Origin of the sequence: Rhodococcus qingshengii JCM 15477, from assembly GCF_023221595.1 — a bacterium.
Taxonomy (GTDB): Bacteria; Actinomycetota; Actinomycetes; order Mycobacteriales; family Mycobacteriaceae; genus Rhodococcus_F; species Rhodococcus_F qingshengii.
Genome location: NZ_CP096563.1, coordinates 2,458,372 through 2,482,030, shown reverse-complemented (window position 1 = coordinate 2,482,030; position 23,659 = coordinate 2,458,372). Strand labels below are relative to the sequence as shown.

The window sequence follows — 23,659 nt, the reverse complement described above, 5'->3', positions numbered from 1 at the left end:
GGTCCGGGCTTGTGCAGTTACCGAGGGCTCTTGATCAAGTGAAGGCAGGGAGATTGTGATGCGGCGGGTCCTACGGTCGTCCGTGATGGTGTCGACGGCGATCGCTGCGGCCCTGATCGCCGGTTGCGGCAGCGACGACGGACGGGTGGACCGGTACGCGTCGGCGGGTTGGCCGGCCATGCATGCCGACGCCCGCAACAGCGACACGAGCCCGGTCACCGGATCACGCGATGTCGAGTTCGCATGGTCACGCCCTCTCGGCGGTCCGGTTGCCGCGTACGCCTCGGTGGCCGCGAACGGTCAGAGCTTCGTCACCGCGCGCACCGAGAACGGCTGCAATCTCTTCTCGTTCCAGATGGATACGGGTCGCAAGAAGTGGTGCGCTCGACTCAACGACGGAGTAGTCGCGTCCACACCCATCGTCGACACGGCCACCAATGTCTACGTCGGCGAGAGCGGCGCGATGATGTCCTTCACCGAGACTGGTCAATTGCGTTGGCGCACGCTCGTTGTGGGCACTCCTCTCTCGTCACAGTTCACCGGCGACGGAAACCTGTTGTTCATCACCCAATTGGGTCAGATCAACGTGCTCAACCCGCAGACCGGCGCAAAAGTGGTTCCGTCGTTCGACCTGATCCCGCCGCCGTCGATCGACCAGGGCGCGAATGCAGAACTCATTCCCGACAACAAGGGTTTGAGCGAGTGCTTCCTCGGCACGTCCGGCTGCCCGGTGGCCAATACCCCGGCAGTGGACCTGGGCACCGGCAAGTTCTACTTCACCTTCTACGGACCCAGTTCTCGGGCAGCCGATCTGGTCGCCATGAAGTACACGGGCGGCGACAATCCGTCCATCACCCGCGAGTGGTCCACCGACGCGCTTCCCGGTGGAACGGCGTCGAGCCCGGACCTGTCGAAGGACGGCAAGACCGTCTACGCCACCGACAACAACGGATCTCTCTGGGCAGTGAACGCCGAAACCGGTGACACCAGGTGGAGTTACGACATCGGCTTCAACTCGGCCGGTAGTGCCTCGACGTCCGACGACGGTTTGATCATTCCCGCCGGCGGCGACAAGGGCCACCTCCTTGCCGTGCGCGACGAGGGAGATCACGCCGAACTGGCCTGGGAACGTAAAGACCTTCTGCAACTGGGCGTTCCGGCGCAGACCGCCGGCAACACCGGATACACCGTCGTACGCGAGGGTGAGAACGGACTGAGCCTGATCACCTTCGACACCGAAACCGGTGAGACGGTGGATCAGGACACGTTGCCGGGAGCAGTCGGCTTCACCGTCGGCACCTCGATCGGCCCCAAGGGCGAAGTGTTGACGCCCAGCGCAATCGGTGAACTGTTCGTCTTCAAGTGAGCTAGCGGGATGCCTCACAGATGAAGGCCGACGCCGATCGCCCGATCCGTACGATCACGACGCTCAGCGCAAGCGAGCCCTTGAGCTTGAGCCGTGGACGCAGCACTGCCGGGTCCACGTCGACTCCTCGCACCAGGATTTCGGCCACACCGCAGTCCCGCTTGGACAGTGTCTGTTTGAGCAGTTTCTCGGAGTACTTGATCTGCTCGAGGATCCGGAATCCGCGAACTCCCTCAGGGACGCTGTCACCGGTCAGATAAGCGATGCGTGGATCGAGCTGCCAGAGGCCGTGTCTGGCCGCGTAGTGGCGCACGAGGCCCGCGCGCACTACCGCTCCGTCCGGGTCGATGATCCACTCCCCCGGCGCTTGCTCCGGAATCACGTCGTCCTCGGCGTCGGTGATCGCCCACCCGCTCCCGTCGGAGCGAAGCACCGAAGCTCGGCGCGTGACGCCGGACTCGGCCAGTCCCGTCGACCACAGGCAGGCTTCCTTGACGCCGCCGTCGAGCGAGACGACCTCGACTTCCCCGTCCCAGCCCAGATTGTCGAAATCGAGTCCGGGAGCACACTTCACCGCGAGATCACGGCCGGAGTACGCCTCTATGAGGTCCGGTAGAGGTGGCATCAACGCTGCCGGATCGTGAGTGCGGCGACCGCCCGATCGCCGTGCGGGGTCTGCCAGTACGACGGTGTCGCGTGTCGTCGGGCGGAGCGCGTCGGCCCGCAGCAACGCTGCGCTCGGCACATTGCGCTGTGCCATCGCCAGGCGAACGGAATCGATGTCGCTGCCGATCACGCGATGCGCAACTCCGGTCAAGGCATGCAGTTCGGCGCCGATGGAGCACGTCACGTCGTGGACGTCGCGCCCGATCAGACGCTGCGCGCGGTGCGCCGCCACAACACCGGGAGTGGCCTGCTGCATCGCGTCGTCCGTGAACAACCACTGATCACTGCCGGGCAGTTTCGTAACGGCCTTGCGTCGAAGCAGGACGGTGTCCACGAGCGCAGGCATGTGATCACCGAAACGCGTACGCGTCCGGCCGATGTCGGCCAGACGCGTACGCGTGGACAGTTCGAGCTGATCCACCTCGGCCAAGGCAGCTACGCCGGAATCACTTCCGAGATAGTCGACGTCGCCGAGGGTGAAGTCATAACCCAATTCAGTTGCCGGGCTTCACGCCGGTGATCATGACGTTGTAGAAGAATCCGCGAGGAACGACGTGGCGGAGCACCTTCTCGTCGACCCAGCTGAGTGTCTTCCAACCACCGAAAGCGAAACGCCCCCAGCCCCAACCGAGCTTCTCCGGCGGAACAGCCGCTTCGAAGGTACGGACAGGCCAGCCGAGAAGCGCCGCGGCGAATTCCTCGGTGGCAGCGTGGACCTGATCGGCGCCCGCAGACTTCGCCATGTTCTCGAGGTCGGTGGGGTCGAACGTGTGGATGTCGACGACAGCTTCGAGAGCTGCTGCACGAGAAGACTCGTCGAGTTCCTCTTGCGGACGACGCCAGTCTGCGAGGAACGGCAGCTTGGTCACGCGTGTGGTTGCTTCCCACGTCGCGCGGCCGAGCCAGCGGGCGTAGAAGTTGCCGACAGTGGTGGGCTCACCGGCGAAGACGAAACGTCCGCCGGGCTTGAGGACACGAAGGACCTCACGGAGCGACTTCTCGACGTCCGGAATGTGGTGCAGCACGGCGTGGCCGACCACCAGGTCGAAGGTGTTGTCCTCGTACGGAATGGTCTCGGCATCGGCAACACGGCCGTCGACCGGAAGGCCGAGGCTTTCGGCATTGCGCAGTGCGACCTTGACCATACCGGGCGAGAGGTCGGTGACCGAACCGGTCTTGGCGACTCCACCCTGCATCAGGTTCAGGAGGAAGAATCCGGTGCCGCAACCGAGTTCGAGCGCGCGCTCGTACGGGAGCGGCTGATCGCCCGCGACGGCGTCGAAACGACCACGTGCGTAGTCGATGCAGCGCTCGTCGTACGAGATGGACCACTTGTCGTCGTAGGTTTCGGCTTCCCAGTCGTGGTAGAGCACCTGGGCGAGCTTGGTGTCCTTACGAGCGGCCTCGACCTCTTCGGCCGTGGCGTGCGGCCGCGGCGCGGGGTCGACTACCGAGGTGTCGGTAGCGGCGGGCGGCGTGACGGTTGCGTCGTCATTCGGGCTGGCTGTCATGGCGGCTATCCTACTCGCTGGTAAGAGATGAACAAGTTCTAGTTTAGGGGAGCCTACTCGCCCGTGAACTCGGCCTTGCCCGGACCGTTCGCGATGAACGACTCCATGCCGATCGCCTGATCCTTGGTCGCGAACAATCCGGCGAACAGATGCTGCTCGATCTTGAGCCCGGATTCCAGGTCGGTGTTCAGACCCTCGTCGATGGCTGCCTTGGCAGCAGCCAACGCACGTGACGCTCCCCCGACGAACTGCGAGGCCCATGTCCGGGCCGCGGTGTACACGTCGTCGGGAGCGACGACCTCGTCGACCAAACCGATGGCCAACGCCTCGTCAGCCCCGACGAAACGGCCGGTGAAGACCAGATCCTTGGCCTTGGCCGGACCGATCAGACGAGCCAGACGCTGCGTTCCGCCGCCACCGGGAATGATTCCGAGCAGAATCTCCGGAACTCCGAGCTTGGCATTGTCTCCGACGATCCGGCGATCGGCCGAGAGTGCAACTTCGAGTCCACCGCCGAGTGCGTATCCGGTGATCGCGGCAACGGTCGGCTTCGGGATGGACGCCACGGCACCGAGTCCGGCCTGCATGCCGCCGATCGCGTCACGGATCTGGCCGTAATCCATCTCGGCCATTTCCTTGACGTCGGCACCGGCTGCGAAGACTTTCTCGCCGCCGTAGACGATGACGGCCTTGACTGCCTTGTCGACGGTCGCAGCGTGTGCGGCAGCAGCCAACTCGTCCTGAACCTGACGGTTCAGAGCGTTCATGGGCGGACGCGCCAGACGGATGGTGCCGATGCCTTCGGAAACCTCGAGAGTCACAAATTCAGCCATGGTCGAGAGGTTACTTTGCCGCCTTGACCGACCACGGATGCGGCCCGGCGACGTAGTAACCGTCCTGGTTCGGGAACTCGACGCGCAGCGTTTCCTCGTCGGTGATCAACGTAGGCAGGATGACGGGAATCTCCGGCTCGGCTGCGAGTATCTCCGCCACCGAACTGAACTTGGCCAATTCGGTCAGCTGACTCCACGTCGGCGGCAACAGGATGCTGCCACCCTCCCGCCAATGCGCGAGCGCGTCCTGCGGGCTCTGCCAACGCACCTCGGCGGCCTCGGAGGTGACCCCGTCCGCGATCTGTCCGGTCGGTGACGCTGCGACGAAGAAGCGCGTGTCGTAGCGGCGGGTCTCGCCCACCGGCGTGATCCAGTTCGCCCACGGCCGCAGCAGATCCGTGCGCAGGACCAGGTTCTCCTTCTTCAGGAAATCGCTGAACGACAGCTCGTGCTTTTCGAGAGCTACTCGGTCCTGTGCATAGCCGGCCGTGTCCGCGACGACCGTGTCAGCCGTGGGGCCGGCCAGCAGGACACCGCACTCCTCGAAAGTTTCCCGCACCGCAGCCAAGACGAGAGCCTTCGCCCGAGCAACATCCGTGCTGAACCGCTCGGCCCACCACTCGACCGACGGTCCGGCCCACTCGACCTCGGCCGTCGCATCGGACTTGTCGACGCCGCCGCCGGGGAATACCGTCATGCCCCCGGCAAACGCCATCCCCTGTACTCGTTGAAGCAGGAAGATCTCGATACCGGATTCGGCATCGCGCACCAAGATGACGGTCGACGCATCCTTGGGCTCGGGGACAGCGTTTGCATTCTCGTTAGCCATGCTTCGCGAACCTACGCGATCTGTGATCTGGGCCGCATTTCAGGTCCCACTGAAGCTCACGCGCGATGAGCTCCGGACGGTCTCGCGCGGCGCGCGAAGTATCGGCCGTCCGCCTTGTCGAGGCTGATGGACTGGCTGAATGCCGCGCTCAGATTTTCGGCGGTGATGACGTCGTCCAGAAGGCCCTGAGAGACGACCTCCCCTTCCTTGAGAAGGAGTGCGTGGGTGAATCCCGGCGGGATTTCCTCGACGTGATGGGTGATCAGAACGGTAGCCGGGGCGTCCGGATCGGCAGCCAGTTCGGCGAGTCTTGCCACAAGTTCCTCACGTCCACCGAGATCGAGCCCGGCGGCGGGCTCGTCCAGGAGAAGAAGTTCGGGATCGGTCATCAAGGCTCGCGCGATGAGGACGCGCTTGCGCTCGCCTTCGGAAAGCGTCCCGTACGTCCGATCCGCCAGGTGCTCGGCGCCGAGGCTTTCGAGCATCTCCACAGCGCGCGAGGTGTCCATGGATTCGTACTCCTCGCGCCACCGACCGAGAACGGCGTAGCCCGCCGACACGACGAGGTCGCTGACCTTCTCGTCGCCGGGCACGCGGTTCGCCAACGACGACGAGGACAAACCGATTCGCGGGCGCAACTCGTTGACGTCGACCTTGCCGAGCACTTCGCCAAGGAGGTGGGCAGAACCACTGGTCGGGAAAGTCTCACCGGCCGCGATGCGCAGCAGCGAGGTCTTGCCGGCACCGTTGGGTCCGAGCACCACCCATCGCTCGTCCAGCTCCACTTTCCAGGTGACGGGCCCCACGAGAGTGGACCCTCCCCGACGGATGAGTACGTTGTCGAAATCGATGAGCAGATCTGGATCAGGTAGCGGCACCCGAACATCTTCCCGCACATTCTCCGGCCGTTCACGGCAGGATCATCTTGCGTGTCGCCTCTCATCGAAACTCACCCCCCGACGCCCGGGTCTCCGTTCCCACTCGGCGCCAACATCGTGGACTCCGGAACCCAGTTCGCGGTCCACGCCCCGGCCGCGTCGAGCGTCCACATCTGCCTGATCGACCAGGACGGAAACGAAGATCGCGTCGAACTTCGGCAACACACGTACGGAATCTGGCACGGAATCATCTCCGGGATCGGTGCGGGGCAGCGTTACGGAATTCGGGCGTCCGGCCCGTGGAATCCGCGCGCCGGGCTGAGACTTAATCCACACAAGCTGCTCGTCGATCCGTGGGCGCGCCGCATCGAGGGGGATCTCGGTGATCACCGTGCCCTCCTGTCGTACGCCGACGATCCCTTCGGCGACCCGTCGACGGTCGACTCGCTCGGCCACGTGCCGCTGTCCGTGGTGACTCCCGGCCTCGCGCCCGCCGGAGCCCGCCTCGAGACGCCGTGGGAGGAAAGCGTCATCTACGAACTGCATGTGGGCGCGTACACCGCCAGTCATCCAGGAGTACCCGCCGCCCACCGCGGAACGTACCTCGGCCTGACGGCACCGGCCGTGATCGATCACCTCGTCTCACTCGGCGTCACTGCCGTGGAACTGCTTCCCGTACAGGCGTTTCTGACCGAACAGAGCGTCCGCGAGCGAGGGATGCGCAACCACTGGGGATACTCGACGGCGTCGTACTTCGCCCCGCATCCCGGATACGCGGCAACTCCGGGCGGCGAAGTCACCGAGTTCCGGATCATGGTCGACGCACTACACGCGGCAGGCATCGAGGTCGTCCTCGACGTCGTCTACAACCACACCTGCGAGCAGAGTGTCGACGGAATCAGTGTCAGCTGGCGAGGTTTGGACGGCCCCGGCTATTACCTTCTCGACGGCGACGGCCGCGACATCGACCTGACCGGGTGCGGCAACACGGTCGACGCCTGCTCCCCCATCGCCGTCCGCATGATCACCGACAGCCTTCGTTACTGGGCCACCGAAATGGGTGTCGACGGCTTCCGATTCGATCTTGCGAGCGCGTTGGGTAGGCCGCGCGGCGGCGGCTTCGACCAGCGGGCGTCCATCCTGTCCGCCATCTCCTCCGATCCGGTACTGACTCGGTGCAAGCTCATCGCCGAACCGTGGGATGCCACTGCCGACGGTTACCAGGTCGGAAACTTCGGACTCCAATGGTCGGAATGGAACGACAAGTACCGCAGCACCATTCGCCAGTTCTGGAACGGCGGCTCCAGCGTCCGGAAGGTCGCGTCGCGCCTCGCCGGTTCCGAGGACATCTTTGCCGGCAGCGGCCGTCGCCCCTGGGCGTCGATCAACTTCGTCACAGCGCACGACGGGTTCACCGCCGCCGATCTGGTCGCGTACAACCACAAGCACAACGAAGCCAACGGTGAAGACAATCGTGACGGCGCCGATCACAACGATTCGTTCAACCACGGAATCGAAGGCCCGAGCACCGATCCCGAGATTCAGGACGCCAGAGCACGTCATGTACGGGCGCTACTGGCCACGCTCGTGCTGTCGACAGGCACACCGATGCTCACCGCCGGAGACGAGTTCGGCCACAGTCTCGGCGGAAACAACAACGCGTATTGTGTTCCCACACTTGCCTCCCCAGCCGATTCGTGGGCCCTGGACTGGACGGCGGCCGATCAGTCGTTGGTGCAGTTCGTCTCCCGAGCGTTCGGATTACGCCGAACGGCACCGGCGTTGCGTCAGCCCGAATTCTTCGAAGGCAGAAGAAGACTGGAGCACCCGGACCTCGTCTGGTTCGACGCTGCCGGCGTCGAGTTCGACGACACCGCATGGTACGACGAGAGTCACCGAACGCTGCAGGCCTGGATCGACGGAGCCGACGTTCGGTCTCACACTCGAACCGGGCGCCCACTCGGTGACGACAGTTGGCTCCTGATCCTGCATTCCGGTGGACCGGTTCAGGTCACCGTCGGCACTCCGGAATGGTTCGACGGCACCTTGACTGCATCGTTCGATTCGGCTTCACCCACCGGAGAACCTGCCTCCACGGCCGAAGTTCCCGTCGGCACCGAGATTTCGCTGACCGGCCCCACGGTCTTGGCCTTACGTTCCGTGACACGTCCTCCGGTCACCGCTGCTGTCATGGAATCCGGCAGCACCTTGATGAGGAATTGAATGGTCGGTCCGATCCCGAAGGCGTACAACACTGTTCCGACGCCGACGGTTCCACCGAGGAGCCATCCGGTCGTGAGGACCGCGATCTCGATGCTGGTACGCACGAGCCTGACCGACAGACCTGTGCGAGCGACCAGTCCGGTCATCAATCCGTCGCGGGGGCCCGGCCCCATGCCCGCGCCGATGTAGAGAACGCTGGCCAGTCCGTTGAGGAGGATTCCCGCGACCATGATCACGGCTCGAACTGGCATGGAATCAAAGACCGGCAAGAAGGCCAGTGAGGTATCCACCGAGATGGCAATTACAACGACATTGGCGACCGTTCCGAATCCCGGCCGCTGACGGATCGGAATCCAGAGCAGCAGTACCACCGCACCGGTAATCGCAGTGATCACGCCGAAACTGAGCGAAACGTGCTCGGCCACACCCTGATGGAAAACATCCCAGGGATCCAGACCAAGACCGGCTGTGATCATCATGGCCATCGAGAAGCCGTACAACCACAGACCGACGAACAGCGAGGCGAATCTCCGTATCAACACTCGACCATCTTGATGGCCACTGGACTGTTCATCCATAGCCAAGTTGCCGATACTGGACTGGTCGGTTGCGTCTCTACGGAACCGCGATGACTGTCATGGAGCCTGGTGCCACTTCCGTGAAACCAGCGTCACGAACCGCGACGGCCTCCGACTTCTTCAGCCGAACTACTGCTTCGGCCCACTGTTCCGGGCTCGCGTCGCGCACTGAGCAGCGAAAGTCGTTCTGCGCCCAGTCCCAGCACTGTTTCTCGGACATGGCCGCCGCCAACAACATCGAGGCATGCCCGACCTGTGCCGACGCCTTGCCTACCGTCATCTCGAGCGCCGAGTCGATCCACAGCACCGGAAGACCAGGCTCCGGCGGGCCAGGCTCGTCGTGCTCGAGATCGGTCCCACCGATCTGCAACTTCTTGATTCGCGGGTCCAGTTCTCCGACCGGCCCGGGAACCAGAGCCCGCGCCTGCGCGCCATCCACATCGACGGTGATTCCCGGTACCTCCTGCGCGGCGAGCCACTGCGCTCCTCGCGCTCGACGAGACACCTTCCGAATCCGGGCACCCACCCACGCCGAATAGTCCTCGTGCCAGGGGCCGGGTTCCCCGTCTTCGGTGAACCCGACGCGTTCGTCCAGACACAGCGCCACAGCCGCCGTTGCCGCAGCCTCGAGCAGTGCGGTGCGCTTGGGCGGGTCTGCCTTCGGAATGTGCAGAACGATCGGCATCGCCAACACCAGCGCCGGATCCGCGGGATCGTCTCGCCCTCCGTACCCAGCAGCCAGCACCGCGTGGCGCTCGCGCCAGCGCGAATCGGGGCCGGACATCACAGCTGGATCGGAACTGAATGCTGGATCGGAACTCATGGAATCGGTACGCGTCGCACGCCACCGTCGACGGCGTCCGCAGCCTCGACCTCGTCGCGGGTCACACCGAGAATGAACAGCACAGCATCGAGGAAGGGATGCGACAACGCAGCATCTGCGACCTCCCGCAACGCAGGCTTGGCGTTGAACGCCACGCCCAGGCCCGCGGCGTTGAGCATGTCGATGTCGTTGGCACCGTCACCGACGGCGACGGTCTGTTCCATCGGCACACCGACCTGATCGGCGAACTTGCGCAGCGCAACGGCCTTCGCGGCGCGGTCGACGATTTCACCGATCACACGTCCGGTCAGCTTGCCGTCGACGATTTCGAGGGTGTTGGCGTGCACGAAGTCCAGTTCGAGTTCGTGTGCGAGGCCTTCGATGACCTGCCGGAAGCCACCCGACACCACGCCGCAGTGGAATCCGAGACGGCGCAGGGTGCGAATCGTGGTTCGCGCACCCGGCGTCAGTTCGATGCTCTCTGCCACCTCGTCGATGACGGAGGCGTCGAGACCGGCGAGTGTCGCCACACGCTGGTGCAGTGATTCGGTGAAGTCGATCTCGCCGCGCATCGCAGCTTCGGTGACGGCGCGGACCTCGTCCTCGACGCCGGCCTTCGCGGCGAGCATCTCGATGACCTCGCCCTGGACGAGCGTCGAGTCCACGTCGAACACGATCAGACGCTTGGCCCGGCGAGCGAGACCTGCGCGCTCGACCGCGATGTCGACGTTTTCGAGAGCGGCGACCTCGGCGAGTCCGGTGCGCAGCTTCGCGTCGCCGTCCGCCGTATCGGCCGCGCTGACGCTGAGTTCGAGGCCGGTGACCGGATAGTCGGCGACACCACGGATGGAATCGATGTTTGCGCCCTGCTTCGCGAGTTCGCGTGCAACCGATCGCATTGCGCGAGCATTGACCGGGCTACCGAGAACAACGACCGCGTGGGTGGACACCGCGGGCCGTCCGGGATCGGCACCGATTTCGATGTCGACGTTCATTCCGACCGTCGCCATCGCCTGTTCGAGTTCTTCCTGAAGCGCTTCGGGATCGTTCGGGCAGGCAACCATGACACCGAGTGTCAGTCGACCTCGAATCACCACCTGCTCCACGTCGAGTAGACGCACATCGTGCCGCGACAGCGCCGCGAACAGTACCGAGGTGACGCCAGGGCGGTCCGGCCCGGTCACAGTCACCAGAACAGTGGTGTCAGAGGCACCCACCGAAAACTCCGATCGTTTCTTCGTTCGCGTCTTGATCGTCACTATTGTGCCAAGCGAAAGGCCCCACCCGTTACTCGGGCGGGGCCTTCGCTGATTACTTCAGTGTGTTACTTCGCTCAGGAGCGGCTGTCGGTTCCGGGGTCGCCTTCGTCCCCGACCGTGAGCGGCTCGTGACGAGCATCTTCGAGCACGGTGCTGGCGTTCTTCCCGCCGTGGCCGGGGCCGACGTGCGCTTCCGCGCGCATCCGCTCCACCATGTGCGGGTAGTGCAGCTCGAACGCCGGACGCTCGCTACGGATGCGCGGCAACTCGGTGAAGTTGTGACGCGGCGGCGGGCAGGTGGTTGCCCACTCCAGCGAGTTTCCGTAACCCCACGGATCGTCGACGGTGACCACCTCGCCGTAGCGGTAGCTCTTGAAGACGTTCCAGATGAACGGAAGCGTCGAGGCACCGAGTACGAAGGCAAAGATCGTGGACACCGAGTTCAGAACCGTGAACCCGTCCGAGGGCAGGTAGTCGGCGTAACGACGCGGCATACCTTCGGCACCGAGCCAGTGCTGAACGAGGAACGTGCCGTGGAAACCGACGAACGTGGTCCAGAAGTGCCACTTGCCGAGGCGCTCGTCCATCATGCGACCGGTCATCTTCGGGAACCAGAAGTAGATACCGGCGTACGTGGCGAACACGACCGTGCCGAAGACCACGTAGTGGAAGTGGGCGACGACGAAGTAGCTGTCCGTGACGTGGAAGTCGAGCGGCGGGCTCGCGAGGATGACACCCGACAGACCACCGAAGAGGAAGGTGATCAGGAAGCCGATCGAGAACAGCATCGGCGATTCGAAGGTCAACTGCCCCTTCCACATCGTGCCGATCCAGTTGAAGATCTTCACACCTGTCGGCACGGCGATCAGGAACGTCATGAACGAGAAGTACGGCAGGAGAACAGCGCCGGTTGCGTACATGTGGTGGGCCCACACTGCGATCGACAGAGCGGCGATGGCCAACGTTGCGTACACCAGGCCGCTGTAGCCGAAGATCGGCTTACGGCTGAAGACCGGGAAGATCTCCGAGACGATGCCGAAGAACGGCAGCGCGATGATGTACACCTCGGGGTGACCGAAGAACCAGAACAGGTGCTGCCACAGGAGCACACCGCCCGTTGCCGGGTCGAAGATGTGCCCACCGAGATGGCGGTCGACGAACAAGCCCATGAATGCAGCGGTCAGCAGCGGGAACGCCAGCAGGATCAGGATGCTGGTGATGAAGATGTTCCAGGTGAAGATCGGCATGCGGAACATGGTCATACCGGGTGCGCGCAGGCAGATCACGGTGGTGACCATGTTGACGCCACCGAGGATGGTGCCGAGGCCGGCGACGGCCAGACCCAAGACCCACAGGTCGGCGCCGACGCCGGGGCTGTGCAGCGCGCTGGTCAGCGGCGTGTATGCCGTCCAACCGAAGTCTGCTGCGCCACCGGGCGTGACGAATCCGGCCGTCGTGATGATCGCACCGAACAGGTACAGCCAGTAGCTGAACGCGTTCAGGCGCGGGAACGCGACGTCGGGTGCACCGATCTGGAGCGGAAGAATGTAGTTCGCGAAGCCGAAGACGATCGGGGTCGCGTACAGCAGCAGCATAATCGTGCCGTGCATGGTGAACAGCTGGTTGAACTGTTCGTTGGAAAGGAACTGCATGCCGGGTACAGCAAGTTCGGCACGCATCATCAGCGCCATGAGGCCACCGATGAGGAAGAAGGCGATGGAAGTCGCCAAGTACATGATTCCGAGCACCTTGGGATCGGTGGTCGTGATCATCTTGAAAATGAATGAGCCCTTGGGTCCCTGCCGCGGCGGGTAAGGCCTGGCCGGCGCTATCGTGGGGACTGGCTGGGGCGCTACGGCAGTCACTGATCCTCCTGAATGTGCCTTTGGTCGCTCCGCAGACTCCGTCAAAGAGCCCTTGGTTGCGCCCGCAGGGTCCGTCGCCCGGGCTGCGGACAACGGCTTCTGGCTTGCGCTCATCGAATCGTAGACCGTGACTCCGAGGCACCGCGACCCGGTCCTACTCTGCGTCGTACTCGAGCATCCGTTTTTCACGGCACCGGACGAACGACCTGCGGTTTATGTTCCCCCGGGAGTCCGAACCCACTTCCGAATCGGCGTGTCGTGCGCGTCAAAGAATTCGGTCGGTGTCCGTTTTCGGCCAACCCCTCCACTGATAAGGTCACCCTCGCCTAACTCATCTCAGGAGCCAATCAGTGAAATTCTTTCCCCGCCGCGCCGCGCTGGTAGCCGTCGCAGCCTCGATCGCCTTGGTCGTTCCAGCCTGCTCGAGTAACGACGAGCCCGCTGCAACCACCACCTCGACCGAGTCGGGCGCATTCCCCCGCACGATCGAACACTTCCGTGGAAGCACCGAAATCCCGGCAGCACCCCAGCGGATCGTCGCGCTCGACAACAGCTTCACCGACGCCGTCCTTCTCCTCGAATCCCCGCTCGTCGGCTACGTCGACTACCGCGAGCCCGGTCTTCCCGACTACCTCGGATCCTCGCGGGAGGAATTCGCCGCGGACGCCGTCTCGGTCGGCACGGTCAGCAGTGCAAGCCTCGAGAAGATCGCCGCACTGCAGCCAGACCTCATCATCTCCGCCGAGGTCCGCGACGGGAAGAACTACGAGCAGCTCTCCGCAATCGCACCCACCGTCTTCACTCAGACGACCGGCCCGACGTGGAAGGACAACATCCGCCTGGTCGGTCAAGCGCTGGGCAAGGAGTCACTGGCCGAGGCGAAGATCACCGAGTACGAAACCCGCGCAGCCACCGTCGGCAAGGAAATCAACGAGAAGGCGAACAACCCGGTCATCTCGGTAGTCCGATTCGCCGGTGAACCGACGGCACGCCTCTACCGCACCACCTCGTTCAGCGGCATCGTCCTTCAGGACGCCGGATTGAAGCGCCCGGACAACCAGGGACCTGACCCCGCCGATGCCGGAAACATCATGATGAAGATCAGCCCCGAGCTGATCAACGAAGCCGACGCGGACGTCATCTTCATCAGCACCTGGCAAGACGCCGAGGGCAAGAGCGCCGAAGCTGCGAAGCCGTTCCTCGAGAGCCCGCTGTGGCAGACCCTTCGAGGACGCAAGGTCGACGTGGACGATTCACGTTGGATGTCGCCGGTCAGCATCCAGGGCGCCCACATGATCCTCGACGACCTCTCGGACACGTTCGAGGTGGACAAGCAGAACAGCTGAGTCGAACAGCTAACCTGAACGGCGCCCGCTCACACAGGAAGCCGTCGACTTGTCTGTTCTCTCACGCACGTCTGTTCTCTCACGCACGACCGCCCGCACGTCCGTTCGTCGTGTCTCGATCCTGGGGATCGCCGCCACGATGCTCGTCCTCGGTGGTTGCTCGTCCGACTCGTCGGACGATCCCGCGAGCACCATCGTCCGGACCACTACGTCGATCGCCGGTGCCGGCGTGATGGGCATCGAACGCGACACCGCCACCGCGTGCCCGACGCCGACGCAAGCCGACCCGGGAGCGGGCCCCGGGGTGAAGCGTCGAGTCGTACACACTGCGGGTGAAACCGAGGTTCCTTCCGATCCCCAACGGATCGTGGTCCTCGACAGCGTCTCGATGGACGCCGTGTGCGCCCTCGGTCTGTGGGAGCGGGTAGTGGGCGCCGCGACCGGTGTCGACTCGCCTCAACCGTCGTACCTCGGTTTCGGCATCTCGGAGATTCCGAGCGTCGGCCCCGTGAGCGCACCCGACGTCAACGCCGTGAAGGCCGCCGCGCCGGACTTGATCCTCGGGTCCAGTCCGGCGTCCGACGGTTTGTACGGGCAACTCGACGCCATTGCCCCCACCGTGTTCGCCGGCTCGGATCCCGTGTACTGGAAAGCGCAGTTCGCCCTCGCGGGCCAGGCACTTGGCCGTTCGTCCGCGGCTGCGACGGAGCTGGACCGCTACCAGCAGGACGTCGTGCAGCTCGGCGACGCATTGAATGCATCGCAGACGCAGGCATCAGTGGTTCGGTTCGGTTCGAAGGACCTGCAGATCGAGGGCCCTGCATCCTTCGCCGGACAGATCCTCAGCGACGTCGGCGTCCGGCGCCCACCGGCGCAGCGATTGACCGATGCGACCACGGCACCGATTCCGGCCGACGATCTCAGCGCCGCCGAAGGGGACTTGATCTACGTCCTCTTCGACGGGCCGAACGGTCGTAGCTACGGCACCGAGGTCATGAAGAGCGACCAGTGGCAGGACCTCGCCGCTGCCACCGACCGACGTGTGTTCGTAGCGGAAGACGACATCTGGAACGGAAACGGGATGACTGCTGCCCGTGCCGTATTGGCGGACTTGAAGGGAACCTTGAACGGATATGCGAGCTGACCGGAACGAACCACAACTCCGACATTCGAAGCGGTTCGCCCCAGCCGTGAAGTTCGGGTTCTGATCATGCCGATCCCCGAATTCATTGTTGCACTGCGCGAGAAGGTCGGTCATGCGCCGCTCTGGCTGTCCGGAGTGAGCGTCGTGATCCGCGACGACGACGGCCGGATCCTGCTCACCCGCCGCGCCGACAACGGTCAGTGGGCCGTCGTGTCCGGCGTTCTCGAGCCTGGGGAGGAACCGTCGGCGGCGGCGGTGCGCGAGGCGAAGGAAGAAACCGGCGTCGACGCCGAATTGATTCGGATCACGAGTGTCGATGTCACAGAGCCCATTACGTACCCCAACGGCGACGTGACTCAGTACCTCGACGTGTGTTTCCTGGCCAGGTGGACCGGCGGAGATGCACACGTGGCGGACGACGAAAACCTCGAGGTCGCGTGGTTCGCGCCGAGCGCACTGCCTTCGGACATGACGGAAACCTCGCGTCTGCGCCTCGCAAAAGCGTTGCTGGACAAGCCGGAAGCGTGGTTTCAGCGCTAGTCCGCTCCCAATACACGGCCGAAGCCCGATTCCCGCGTGTGCAGGAGTCGGGCTTCGGCGTGTAGGTCGCTCTCTAGAAATCCCAGTCGTCGTCTTCGGTGTTGACGGCTTTGCCGATGACGTAGGAGCTACCCGAGCCGGAGAAGAAGTCGTGATTCTCGTCCGCATTCGGTGAAAGTGCCGACAGGATAGCCGGATTGACGTCCGTCTCGTCCTTCGGGAAGAGGCCTTCGTAGCCGAGATTGTTGAGCGCCTTGTTGGCGTTGTAGCGCAGGAACTTCTTGACATCCTCGGTCAGACCGACGCCGTCGTAGAGGTCCTGGGTGTAGTCGACCTCGTTCTCGTAGAGCTCGAAGAGCAACTCGAACGTGTAGTTCTTGAGCTCTTCACGCTCGGCCTCGGTGAGCTGTTCGAGGCCCTTCTGGTACTTGTAGCCGATGTAGTACCCGTGCACGGCCTCGTCGCGGATGATGAGGCGGATGAGGTCTGCGGTGTTGGTGAGCTTGGCTCGCGAGGACCAGTACATCGGCAGGTAGAAGCCGGAGTAGAAGAGGAAGCTCTCGAGGAGCGTCGATGCGACCTTGCGCTTGAGCGGCGACTCGCCGTTGTAGTAGTCGAGAACGATCTGCGCCTTGCGCTGCAGGTTGGGGTTCTCCTCCGACCAGCGGAACGCGTCGTCGATGTCGGGGGTGGAGCACAGCGTCGAGAAGATAGAGCTGTAGCTCTTCGCGTGCACCGATTCCATGAAGGCGATGTTGGTGTACACCGCTTCTTCGTGGGGAGTGATCGCGTCCGGGATGAGGCTGACGGCGCCGACCGTTCCCTGGATGGTGTCGAGCAGCGTCAGGCCCGTGAAGACGCGCATGGTGAGCTGCTGCTCCTGCGCGGTCAGCGTTCCCCAGGACGGGATGTCGTTGGAGACCGGCACCTTTTCGGGCAGCCAGAAGTTGCTGACGAGGCGATCCCATACCTCGGCGTCCTTCTCGTCCTGGACGCGATTCCAGTTGATGGCGGAAACGCGACTGACCAGCTTGACCATAATTCCTACCTAGCGAGAGAGATACTGCCGAATGTTGGCTTGCCTGAACACTACCCGTTGTGTCGGGTCCGCGATGCCAACACAACAACATGTGTCGCACGCGCCCCTCCACGAGTACAAAAAATGTGATATCAATTAAATATCACTTACCGATGGAAAGCGAGTCTCGCATGACCAGCACACCCACCGTGGCCGAGAAACCGACCGGTGTCGCCACCACAACGATCGCCGAACGCCCAGGCTGGGACCTGTCCGGCAGCTGGATGCTCCTCGGCGGCGTCCTTCTCTTCCTGGCCGGAATCGCGCTGTCCGTCGTTGGCGGAGTTCTGGGACTCTTCGCCCTGATTCCGGTCGGAGTGGTGCTGTTCATCGCGTCACTCCCCCTCCTGATGGGCCTGACCTTGGTGCAACCGAATCAAGCCCGAGTTCTGCAACTTCTCGGAAGCTCGTACAGCGGCACCTTGCGCACGCCGGGACTGCGATGGACAAATCCGCTGACGGTCCGTCGATCGATCTCGACGCGCATCCGAAACCATGAGACCGGTCAGGCGAAAGTGAACGACGCCGACGGCAATCCCATCGAGATCTCGGCGGTGGTCGTCTGGCAGGTGGCCGACACAGCGCTCGCCTCGTTCCAGGTGGACGATTACGAGGAGTTCGTCTCCGTACAGACCGAGGCGGCCGTCCGCCATATCGCCGGTAGCTACCCGTACGACGCCGAAGGCCGAGTCTCGTTGCGCGAGAACGCCGATATCATCACCACCACCTTGTCGGAGGAGGTTCACGCCCGCGTGCGTGCGGCGGGTGTCGAAGTTATCGAGACACGCATCAACAGGCTCTCGTATGCACCGGAGATCGCCAGCGCGATGCTTCGGCGCCAGCAAGCGGGTGCTGTGATAGCCGCCCGCAAGCAAATCGTCGAAGGCGCGGTGTCCATGGTCGACATGGCACTCAAGCAGCTCGAGGAGAAGCACGTCGTCGAACTCGACGAGGAACGCAAGGCCACGATGATCAGTAACCTTCTGGTCGTGCTGTGCGGCGACCGCGACGCACAACCGGTGCTCAACACCGGTTCGCTCTACCAGTAAAGGAAAGGCCACATGGCCACGGATCCAGCTCCGCGATCCGAGCGTAAGAAGATCCTTCTTCGGTTGGACCCAGCGGTACACGACGCCCTCGCCCGCTGGGCCGCCGACGATCTCCGAAGTACCAACGCCCAGATCGAGTTTCTCCTTCGGCGCGCACTCACCGAGCACGGTCGAATGCCGAAGAATGCCGGCAAGATGCACGGTCCCGGCCGCCCGCCGGCCTGATACCCCTGTGCGCCTTTTCGGTAGTAACCACTACCGAAAAGGCGCACGGCGCGGAGCCCTTTACAGCATGCAGGAAACGCAGCCCTCGACCTCGGTGCCTTCGAGTGCCATCTGACGCAGACGGATGTAGTACAGCGTCTTGATGCCCTTACGCCACGCGTAGATCTGCGCCTTGTTGATGTCGCGGGTGGTTGCGGTGTCCTTGAAGAACAGCGTCAGCGACAGGCCCTGGTCGACGTGTTGCGTTGCGGCAGCATAGGTGTCGACGATCTTCTCGTACCCGATTTCGTAGGCATCCTGGTAGTACTCCAGGTTGTCGTTGGTCAGGTAGGGCGCCGGGTAGTAGACGCGGCCGATCTTGCCTTCCTTGCGGATCTCGATCTTCGACGCCACCGGGTGGATGGAGCTGGTGGAGTAGTTGATGTACGAGATCGAGCCGGTCGGCGGGACGGCCTGAAGGTTCTGGTTGTAGATACCGTGCTTCTGAACCGAAGCCTTCAGCTCACGCCAGTCGTCCTGAGTGGGGATGTGCAGCTTCGCATCGGCGAAGAGTCCGCGAACCTTGTCGGTTGCCGGCTCCCAAGCCTGATCGGTGTACTTGTCGAAGAATTCACCCGAGGCGTACTTCGACTCCGGGAAACCCTTGAAGTACGAGCCGCGCTCGATGGCGATCTTGTTCGACGCACGCAGTGCGTGGAACAGCACGGTGTAGAAGTAGATGTTCGTGAAGTCGATGCCTTCTTCGCTGCCGTAGAAGATCCGCTCACGAGCGAGGTATCCGTGCAGGTTCATCTGACCGAGGCCGATGGCGTGAGAGTCGTTGTTGCCCTGCTCGATCGACGGCACCGAGTAGATGTGCGTCTGGTCGGACACTGCCGTCAATCCGCGGATCGACACTTCGATGGTCTTGGCGAAGTCGGGCGAGTCCATGGTCTTCGCGATGTTCAGCGAACCCAGGTTGCAGGAGATGTCCTTGCCGACCTTCGAGTAGGACAGGTCGTCGTTGAACAGTGAAGGCGTCGAAACCTGCAGGATCTCCGAGCACAGGTTCGAGTGCGTGATCTTGCCCTCGATCGGGTTTGCCCGGTTCACCGTGTCCTCGAACATGATGTAGGGGTAGCCCGATTCGAACTGCAATTCGGCGACGGTCTGGAAGAACTCGCGAGCTTTGATCTTGGACTTGCGAATTCGCTTGTCGTCGACCATCTCGTAGTACTTCTCGGAGACGTTGATGTCGGAGAACGGAACTCCGTAGATGCGCTCGACGTCGTACGGCGAGAACAGGTACATGTCCTCGTTCTTCTTCGCCAGTTCGAACGTGATGTCTGGGATCACGACGCCGAGTGAGAGCGTCTTGATACGGATCTTCTCGTCGGCGTTCTCACGCTTGGTGTCGAGGAACCGGTAGATGTCGGGGTGGTGCGCATGCAGGTACACAGCACCGGCGCCCTGACGCGCACCCAACTGGTTGGCGTAGGAGAACGAGTCCTCGAGAAGCTTCATGATCGGGATGACACCCGAACTCTGGTTCTCGATCTTCTTGATCGGTGCGCCGTGCTCACGAACGTTGGTGAGCAGCAAGGCAACTCCGCCACCGCGCTTGGACAGCTGCAGTGCCGAGTTGATGGAGCGACCGATGGACTCCATGTTGTCTTCGATACGAAGCAGGAAGCAGGACACGGGCTCACCGCGCTGCTTCTTGCCCGAGTTCAGGAACGTCGGGGTGGCGGGCTGGAAGCGTCCGGCGATGATCTCGTCGACGAGTTCGACGGCCAGGTCTTCGTTGCCTGCGGCCAGGGTGAGCGCAACCATGCAGACACGATCTTCGAAACGCTCCAGGTAGCGCTTACCGTCGAAGGTCTTGAGCGTGTAGGAGGTGTAGTACTTGAATGCACCCAGGAACGTCGGGAAGCGGAACTTCTTGGCGTACGCGTGATCGATCAGGAACTTCACGAAAGTACGTGAGTACTGATCGAGAACCTCGGGCTCGTAATAGTTTTCCTCGACGAGGTAGTCCAGCTTCTCGTCGAGGTTGTGGAAGAACACGGTGTTCTGGTTGACGTGCTGCAAGAAGTACTGACGGGCTGCAGCGACATCCATCTCGAACTGGATCTCACCGTTGGCGCCGTACAGGTTGAGCATGGCGTTGAGTGCGTGGTAGTCGAGACCGTTGGTGGAATCGCCGCCGCGCGCATCACGCTCTACGCTTCCTGCCGCGATCGTGTCAGTGATGGTTGGCGCCACTGCCCGTGCTCCTTCTCTGTTTCGAGATGATTCCAGAACTCCCCCAAGCCTTCTCGTACCCGGTCGACGTCCTCGGCAGTGCCCATGAGTTCGAACCGGTACAGAAAAGGAACGTGGCATTTCTGGGAAATGATGTTCCCTGCATAGCAAAAGGACTCACCGAAATTGGTGTTTCCCGCCGCGATCACTGCTCTGATCAACGACCTGTTGTGTGGATTGTTCAAAAAACGAATGACCGGCTTCGGTACATAACTGGTGTCGCGCCCTGTCACGGTGACCCCGCCACCATAGGTGGGCAGAATCAGCACATAGGGCTCGTCTACACGAAATGAGCCGTCACGGTCATGGATAGGTATACGTGTCGCAGGCAGGCCGAGACGTTGAACGAATCGGTGGGTGTTCTCCGACACGCTGGAAAAATAGACCAGCGAAGTCATCGGTTGTCACCATTTTCTTGTACGGTGCCCGGAACTACTCAGATGTGTCGGCGGAGGTGTCCACCGCCGACACTGCGGCGCTTCAAGCAGCGACGGTCAGGGTCTTGATGCGATCGGGACGGAAGCCCGACCAGTGATCTTCACCGGCAACCACGATGGGTGCCTGGAGGTACCCGAGAGCCATGACGTAGTCGCGGGCTTCGGCATCCTCGGTGATGTCGATGACGTTGTATTCGAGACCGGCCTTGTCCAGGGCGCGGTAGGTGGCATTGCACTGAACGCAAGCGGGCTTGGTGTAGACGGTGATGCTCATGAGAGTCCCTCTTTCGCTTAGCCAACAAAGGCCGATGTAGTGATGTTCAGCACCGATACGACCGATTGCCGGAGTCTCGCTCGAGGCGTTCCGCGTTGTGGTCTCTCAGTGCTCAAGACACTACACCTAGTGGCCGACAGAAACACATAACGCGAGATGTTGTGAGTCACATCGTTGGAATTCCCAGGTCGCCCCAGTTCAGCGCCTTCATTTCCCGGCGCGTCGGCGTGTCGCGCGTCACAGTTTCTTTTTGTGCTCGCCAGCCTCTCGGAGCCGCGCCACGGACCTACCATGAGCGTCGTGGAAACACCCCCGAAGGACGAGGCTCCACGCCACGAGGCAACCGTGACGAGAACACAGCAGGTGACACCGTTGATGCGCAGAATCACCTTCGGCGGGGAGGGCCTGAGCGACTTCGAGACGAGTGGTAGCCCGGACGAACGGGTGCTCGTCAGATTCCCCCTCGATCCCCCTCACGCCCGTAGTTACACGGTCCGGCGCTGGCAGCCGTCGAAGAACGAACTGGAGATCGACTTCGTTCTCCACGGCCACGGCGGCGCGGCACTCTGGGCCGCGACTGCGCAACCGGGCGAGACCGTTCACCTCTCGACGGCGAGCGGGTGGTTCACGCCGCCGGCAGGTTGCGACTGGCTGCTGATGGTCGCCGATCACGCCGCTCTGCCCGCGATCGGGCGAATTCTCGAAGAAGCACCCGACGGTCTACCGATCCACGTCATCGCGCAGGTACCCGCGCCGAGTGAACAGCAGACGTTCACGACGCGCGCCCACGCTCACTACCGATGGATCGAGGAATCGGACTCGCTGCTCGCCGAATTGGCCGGCGCTCCCCTGCCCCCCGGCGAGGGCTACATCTGGTGTGCAGTCGAGGCCGCGGCCGCCAGACGCATCCGCACCCACCTGCGTCGAACATGGGAAATCCCGGCAAACCGCATGCACGTGATGGGTTACTGGCGGGAGGACAAGGAGAACTGGGAGCGTCGGTACGCCGCCGTCGCCGACCGTATCGATGCTGCGATGGGCGAAGCGATGATGGCCGGCAAGGATTTCGAGTCGGTTCGCGACGCGGTCGACGACGCGATGGAACGCGAAGGGCTCTAGCGCGCATACGAGTGAGGGCCATACCTTCCGGCATGGCCCTCACTCGTGAAACGGATTACGCGTTGACGAGCTGCTTGCCGGCGTCGACGAGGTCGGAGACGACCTTGGAGACCTGAGCGAGCACCTCTGCGTTCTCACGCGGGTGCAGCTCACCGAACAGTGCGCCGGTCCCACCGATGCTCAGTGCAGTGTCCTCGACGACCTTGCCGCCGGCGATACGGACTGCCTTGGTGGTGTCTTCGTGTGCCCACTTGGCGCCGTTGCCGCTGGGCGAAGCGCTGATGACTGCGACAGCCTTGTCCTTGACTGCACCGACACCGTACGGACGCGAGATCCAGTCGATGGCGTTCTTCAGAACTGCGGGAATGGTGCCGTTGTATTCGGGGGTGACGAGCAGGAACGCGTCCGCGTCGCTCGCAGCGGCGCGCAGTGCGTCGACAGCGGGGATGGAAGCACCCTCGACGTCGATGTCTTCGTTGTAGAAGGGGACGTCGGCGAGGCCTTCGAAGACCGTCAGCGTGGCACCCTCGGGTGCGGCGGACACAGCCGTCTCGGCAAGCTGGCGGTTGACGGATCCGGCGCGCAGGCTGCCGACGAGAACGAGAACATTGGTCTGTGACATAGCGAGTTTCCTTCGAGAGTGGTGCGGTTGGTGGCTCCGGTTGAAAGTTATATCAACTAAACGGACCGCGGTCCACTTACATTCCCCGGCCCTGTAACCTGATCCCGTGAGCGCAATCCCCCTCCCCCAGATCGGCGCCGCGCCGGTCGAGCGCGGTGACGCAGCACGTAACCGCGTACTTCTGCTCGACGCCGCAGCCCTCCTCGTTGCCGAGCGAGGTGTCGACGCAGTGACGATGGATGCTGTCGCGTGCCGGGCCGGTGTGGGCAAGGGCACAGTTTTTCGGCGCTTCGGCAATCGATCGGGACTGATGCAGGCACTGCTCGATCACACCGAGCGAGAACTGCAGCAGGCATTCATGTTCGGCCCCCCACCGTTGGGTCCGGGCGCGCCGCCGATCGAGCGCCTCATCGCGTTCGGACGAGCCCGGATTGCCATGGTGGAAGTACAGGGCGAAGTCCTCCGAGCGGCGGAAAACGCTCCTGAATACCGCTTCGGCGGTCCGGCCCGGGCTCTCGGCATCGCTCACGTCCTCGGGCTTCTTCGAGGAGCCGGCGTCGAGGGCGACCTCGATCTGCTCGCTTCAGCACTGTTGGCACCGCTCGAAGCGTCGCTCGTCCTTCATCAGGTGCGCGATCTCGGGATGACCACCGAGCGTCTGGCCGCCGGCTGGGAAGACCTTGCCCGGCGCGTTACTCGATGTTGACTCCC

Annotated in this window: 22 protein-coding genes and 1 pseudogene; 9 read left to right on the top strand and 14 right to left on the bottom strand. The window is 63.1% G+C overall.

All coding sequences use genetic code 11. The features are described from left to right. The first annotated feature begins 58 nt into the window (after positions 1-58). A complete protein-coding gene (locus M0639_RS11410; RefSeq protein WP_064075198.1) occupies positions 59-1,366 on the top strand; it encodes an outer membrane protein assembly factor BamB family protein in 1,308 nt (435 codons plus the stop codon). Position 1,367: 1 nt separating this feature from the next. Here M0639_RS11410 and M0639_RS11405 read toward each other — a convergent pair whose 3' ends face one another. Genes M0639_RS11405 through M0639_RS11385 form a run of 5 tightly spaced genes read right to left on the bottom strand, consistent with a single transcriptional unit; the run spans position 1,368 to position 6,083 of the window. Then, the gene (locus tag M0639_RS11405) at positions 1,368-2,525 is read right to left on the bottom strand and encodes a THUMP-like domain-containing protein (RefSeq protein ID WP_007729420.1); all 1,158 of its coding nucleotides are present in this window, start codon (positions 2,523-2,525) and stop codon (positions 1,368-1,370) included. A 1-nt stretch (position 2,526) separates the two neighbouring features. Then, positions 2,527-3,543 carry a class I SAM-dependent methyltransferase gene (locus M0639_RS11400; protein ID WP_003944733.1) on the bottom strand — a complete coding sequence of 339 codons (1,017 nt, stop codon included), beginning with the start codon at positions 3,541-3,543 and terminating at the stop codon, positions 2,527-2,529. A 53-nt stretch (positions 3,544-3,596) separates the two neighbouring features. Further along, positions 3,597-4,376, bottom strand: coding sequence for an enoyl-CoA hydratase/isomerase family protein (locus M0639_RS11395; RefSeq protein WP_003944701.1), 780 nt, complete (start codon positions 4,374-4,376; stop codon positions 3,597-3,599). Positions 4,377-4,386: 10 nt separating this feature from the next. Then, the gene (locus tag M0639_RS11390; RefSeq protein ID WP_003944751.1) at positions 4,387-5,205 is read right to left on the bottom strand and encodes an NUDIX hydrolase; all 819 of its coding nucleotides are present in this window, start codon (positions 5,203-5,205) and stop codon (positions 4,387-4,389) included. Between the two features lie 56 nt (positions 5,206-5,261). Further along, on the bottom strand, positions 5,262-6,083 hold the full coding sequence (locus M0639_RS11385; protein ID WP_003944728.1) for an ABC transporter ATP-binding protein: 822 nt from the start codon (positions 6,081-6,083) through the stop codon (positions 5,262-5,264). Between the two features lie 51 nt (positions 6,084-6,134). Here M0639_RS11385 and glgX point away from each other — a divergent pair. After that, a pseudogene (gene glgX, locus M0639_RS11380) lies at positions 6,135-8,177 on the top strand (glycogen debranching protein GlgX); the annotation flags it as partial. Here the strand turns inward: glgX and yczE are convergent. The 4 genes from yczE to ctaD form a co-directional block, all read right to left on the bottom strand. Then, positions 8,090-8,884: a membrane protein YczE gene (gene yczE, locus M0639_RS11375; RefSeq protein WP_306669957.1), complete on the bottom strand. Its 795-nt coding sequence runs from the start codon at positions 8,882-8,884 to the stop codon at positions 8,090-8,092. The pseudogene glgX and the gene yczE sit on opposite strands and share 88 nt — an antisense overlap. Positions 8,885-8,921: 37 nt before the next feature. Continuing rightward, positions 8,922-9,707, bottom strand: coding sequence for a peptidyl-tRNA hydrolase (locus M0639_RS11370; RefSeq protein WP_082845795.1), 786 nt, complete (start codon positions 9,705-9,707; stop codon positions 8,922-8,924). Beyond that, on the bottom strand, positions 9,704-10,924 hold the full coding sequence (gene serB / locus M0639_RS11365) for a phosphoserine phosphatase SerB (RefSeq protein WP_003944761.1): 1,221 nt from the start codon (positions 10,922-10,924) through the stop codon (positions 9,704-9,706). The genes M0639_RS11370 and serB overlap by 4 nt, the downstream gene beginning before the upstream one ends. Before the next feature lie 116 nt (positions 10,925-11,040). Continuing rightward, positions 11,041-12,831: an aa3-type cytochrome oxidase subunit I gene (gene ctaD / locus M0639_RS11360; protein WP_020907234.1), complete on the bottom strand. Its 1,791-nt coding sequence runs from the start codon at positions 12,829-12,831 to the stop codon at positions 11,041-11,043. Positions 12,832-13,181: 350 nt separating this feature from the next. Between ctaD and M0639_RS11355 the strand changes: the two genes are divergently transcribed. The 3 genes from M0639_RS11355 (at position 13,182) to M0639_RS11345 (ending at position 15,861) form a co-directional block, all read left to right on the top strand. After that, entirely contained in the window at positions 13,182-14,177 is a 996-nt protein-coding gene (locus tag M0639_RS11355) for an ABC transporter substrate-binding protein (protein WP_019747891.1), read from the top strand. Between the two features lie 49 nt (positions 14,178-14,226). Further along, entirely contained in the window at positions 14,227-15,321 is a 1,095-nt protein-coding gene (locus tag M0639_RS11350; RefSeq protein WP_047271244.1) for an iron-siderophore ABC transporter substrate-binding protein, read from the top strand. Positions 15,322-15,387: 66 nt separating this feature from the next. Beyond that, a complete protein-coding gene (locus M0639_RS11345; protein ID WP_064075196.1) occupies positions 15,388-15,861 on the top strand; it encodes an NUDIX hydrolase in 474 nt (157 codons plus the stop codon). A gap of 73 nt (positions 15,862-15,934) precedes the next feature. Here M0639_RS11345 and nrdF read toward each other — a convergent pair whose 3' ends face one another. Beyond that, positions 15,935-16,900, bottom strand: coding sequence for a class 1b ribonucleoside-diphosphate reductase subunit beta (gene nrdF / locus M0639_RS11340; protein ID WP_003944744.1), 966 nt, complete (start codon positions 16,898-16,900; stop codon positions 15,935-15,937). 170 nt (positions 16,901-17,070) lie between these two features. Between nrdF and M0639_RS11335 the strand changes: the two genes are divergently transcribed. Together M0639_RS11335 and M0639_RS11330 are read left to right on the top strand one after the other, a co-directional pair. Next, a complete protein-coding gene (locus tag M0639_RS11335; RefSeq protein WP_003944699.1) occupies positions 17,071-17,988 on the top strand; it encodes an SPFH domain-containing protein in 918 nt (305 codons plus the stop codon). Positions 17,989-18,000: 12 nt separating this feature from the next. Beyond that, positions 18,001-18,213 (top strand): type II toxin-antitoxin system antitoxin, encoded by a 213-nt coding sequence (locus M0639_RS11330; protein ID WP_003944723.1) that lies wholly within the window; start codon positions 18,001-18,003, stop codon positions 18,211-18,213. Between the two features lie 60 nt (positions 18,214-18,273). Here M0639_RS11330 and nrdE read toward each other — a convergent pair whose 3' ends face one another. The 3 genes from nrdE to nrdH all read right to left on the bottom strand — a co-directional run bounded on the left by nrdE (position 18,274) and on the right by nrdH (position 21,207). Continuing rightward, positions 18,274-20,457 (bottom strand): class 1b ribonucleoside-diphosphate reductase subunit alpha, encoded by a 2,184-nt coding sequence (gene nrdE, locus M0639_RS11325; RefSeq protein ID WP_003944756.1) that lies wholly within the window; start codon positions 20,455-20,457, stop codon positions 18,274-18,276. Continuing rightward, positions 20,415-20,894, bottom strand: a complete 480-nt coding sequence (nrdI, locus tag M0639_RS11320) for a class Ib ribonucleoside-diphosphate reductase assembly flavoprotein NrdI (RefSeq protein WP_003944767.1) — start codon at positions 20,892-20,894, stop codon at positions 20,415-20,417. The genes nrdE and nrdI overlap by 43 nt, the downstream gene beginning before the upstream one ends. Positions 20,895-20,976: 82 nt before the next feature. Continuing rightward, entirely contained in the window at positions 20,977-21,207 is a 231-nt protein-coding gene (gene nrdH, locus M0639_RS11315) for a glutaredoxin-like protein NrdH (protein WP_003944717.1), read from the bottom strand. A gap of 291 nt (positions 21,208-21,498) precedes the next feature. On the opposite strand from nrdH, the gene M0639_RS11310 reads away from it, so the two are divergent. Continuing rightward, positions 21,499-22,326: a siderophore-interacting protein gene (locus M0639_RS11310; protein WP_064075195.1), complete on the top strand. Its 828-nt coding sequence runs from the start codon at positions 21,499-21,501 to the stop codon at positions 22,324-22,326. 55 nt (positions 22,327-22,381) lie between these two features. On the opposite strand, the gene M0639_RS11305 is transcribed toward M0639_RS11310, so the two are convergent. After that, the gene (locus M0639_RS11305; RefSeq protein WP_003944689.1) at positions 22,382-22,948 is read right to left on the bottom strand and encodes an NAD(P)H-dependent oxidoreductase; all 567 of its coding nucleotides are present in this window, start codon (positions 22,946-22,948) and stop codon (positions 22,382-22,384) included. Positions 22,949-23,054: 106 nt separating this feature from the next. Between M0639_RS11305 and M0639_RS11300 the strand changes: the two genes are divergently transcribed. After that, positions 23,055-23,654 (top strand): TetR/AcrR family transcriptional regulator, encoded by a 600-nt coding sequence (locus M0639_RS11300; protein WP_064075194.1) that lies wholly within the window; start codon positions 23,055-23,057, stop codon positions 23,652-23,654. Positions 23,655-23,659 lie beyond the last annotated feature (5 nt).

Excerpts from the sequence above, each read along its gene's own strand:
- M0639_RS11410 (WP_064075198.1), top strand. The coding sequence starts at position 59 with ATGCGGCGGGTCCTACGGTCGTCCGTGATGGTGTCGACGGCGATCGCT.
- M0639_RS11400 (WP_003944733.1), bottom strand. The coding sequence starts at position 3,543 with ATGACAGCCAGCCCGAATGACGACGCAACCGTCACGCCGCCCGCCGCT.
- M0639_RS11395 (WP_003944701.1), bottom strand. The coding sequence starts at position 4,376 with ATGGCTGAATTTGTGACTCTCGAGGTTTCCGAAGGCATCGGCACCATC.
- M0639_RS11390 (WP_003944751.1), bottom strand. The coding sequence starts at position 5,205 with ATGGCTAACGAGAATGCAAACGCTGTCCCCGAGCCCAAGGATGCGTCG.
- yczE (WP_306669957.1), bottom strand. The coding sequence starts at position 8,884 with ATGGATGAACAGTCCAGTGGCCATCAAGATGGTCGAGTGTTGATACGG.
- M0639_RS11370 (WP_082845795.1), bottom strand. The coding sequence starts at position 9,707 with ATGAGTTCCGATCCAGCATTCAGTTCCGATCCAGCTGTGATGTCCGGC.
- M0639_RS11345 (WP_064075196.1), top strand. The coding sequence starts at position 15,388 with ATGCCGATCCCCGAATTCATTGTTGCACTGCGCGAGAAGGTCGGTCAT.
- nrdF (WP_003944744.1), bottom strand. The coding sequence starts at position 16,900 with ATGGTCAAGCTGGTCAGTCGCGTTTCCGCCATCAACTGGAATCGCGTC.
- M0639_RS11335 (WP_003944699.1), top strand. The coding sequence starts at position 17,071 with ATGACCAGCACACCCACCGTGGCCGAGAAACCGACCGGTGTCGCCACC.
- M0639_RS11330 (WP_003944723.1), top strand. The coding sequence starts at position 18,001 with ATGGCCACGGATCCAGCTCCGCGATCCGAGCGTAAGAAGATCCTTCTT.
- nrdI (WP_003944767.1), bottom strand. The coding sequence starts at position 20,894 with ATGACTTCGCTGGTCTATTTTTCCAGCGTGTCGGAGAACACCCACCGA.
- nrdH (WP_003944717.1), bottom strand. The coding sequence starts at position 21,207 with ATGAGCATCACCGTCTACACCAAGCCCGCTTGCGTTCAGTGCAATGCC.
- M0639_RS11310 (WP_064075195.1), top strand. The coding sequence starts at position 21,499 with ATGAGCGTCGTGGAAACACCCCCGAAGGACGAGGCTCCACGCCACGAG.
- M0639_RS11305 (WP_003944689.1), bottom strand. The coding sequence starts at position 22,948 with ATGTCACAGACCAATGTTCTCGTTCTCGTCGGCAGCCTGCGCGCCGGA.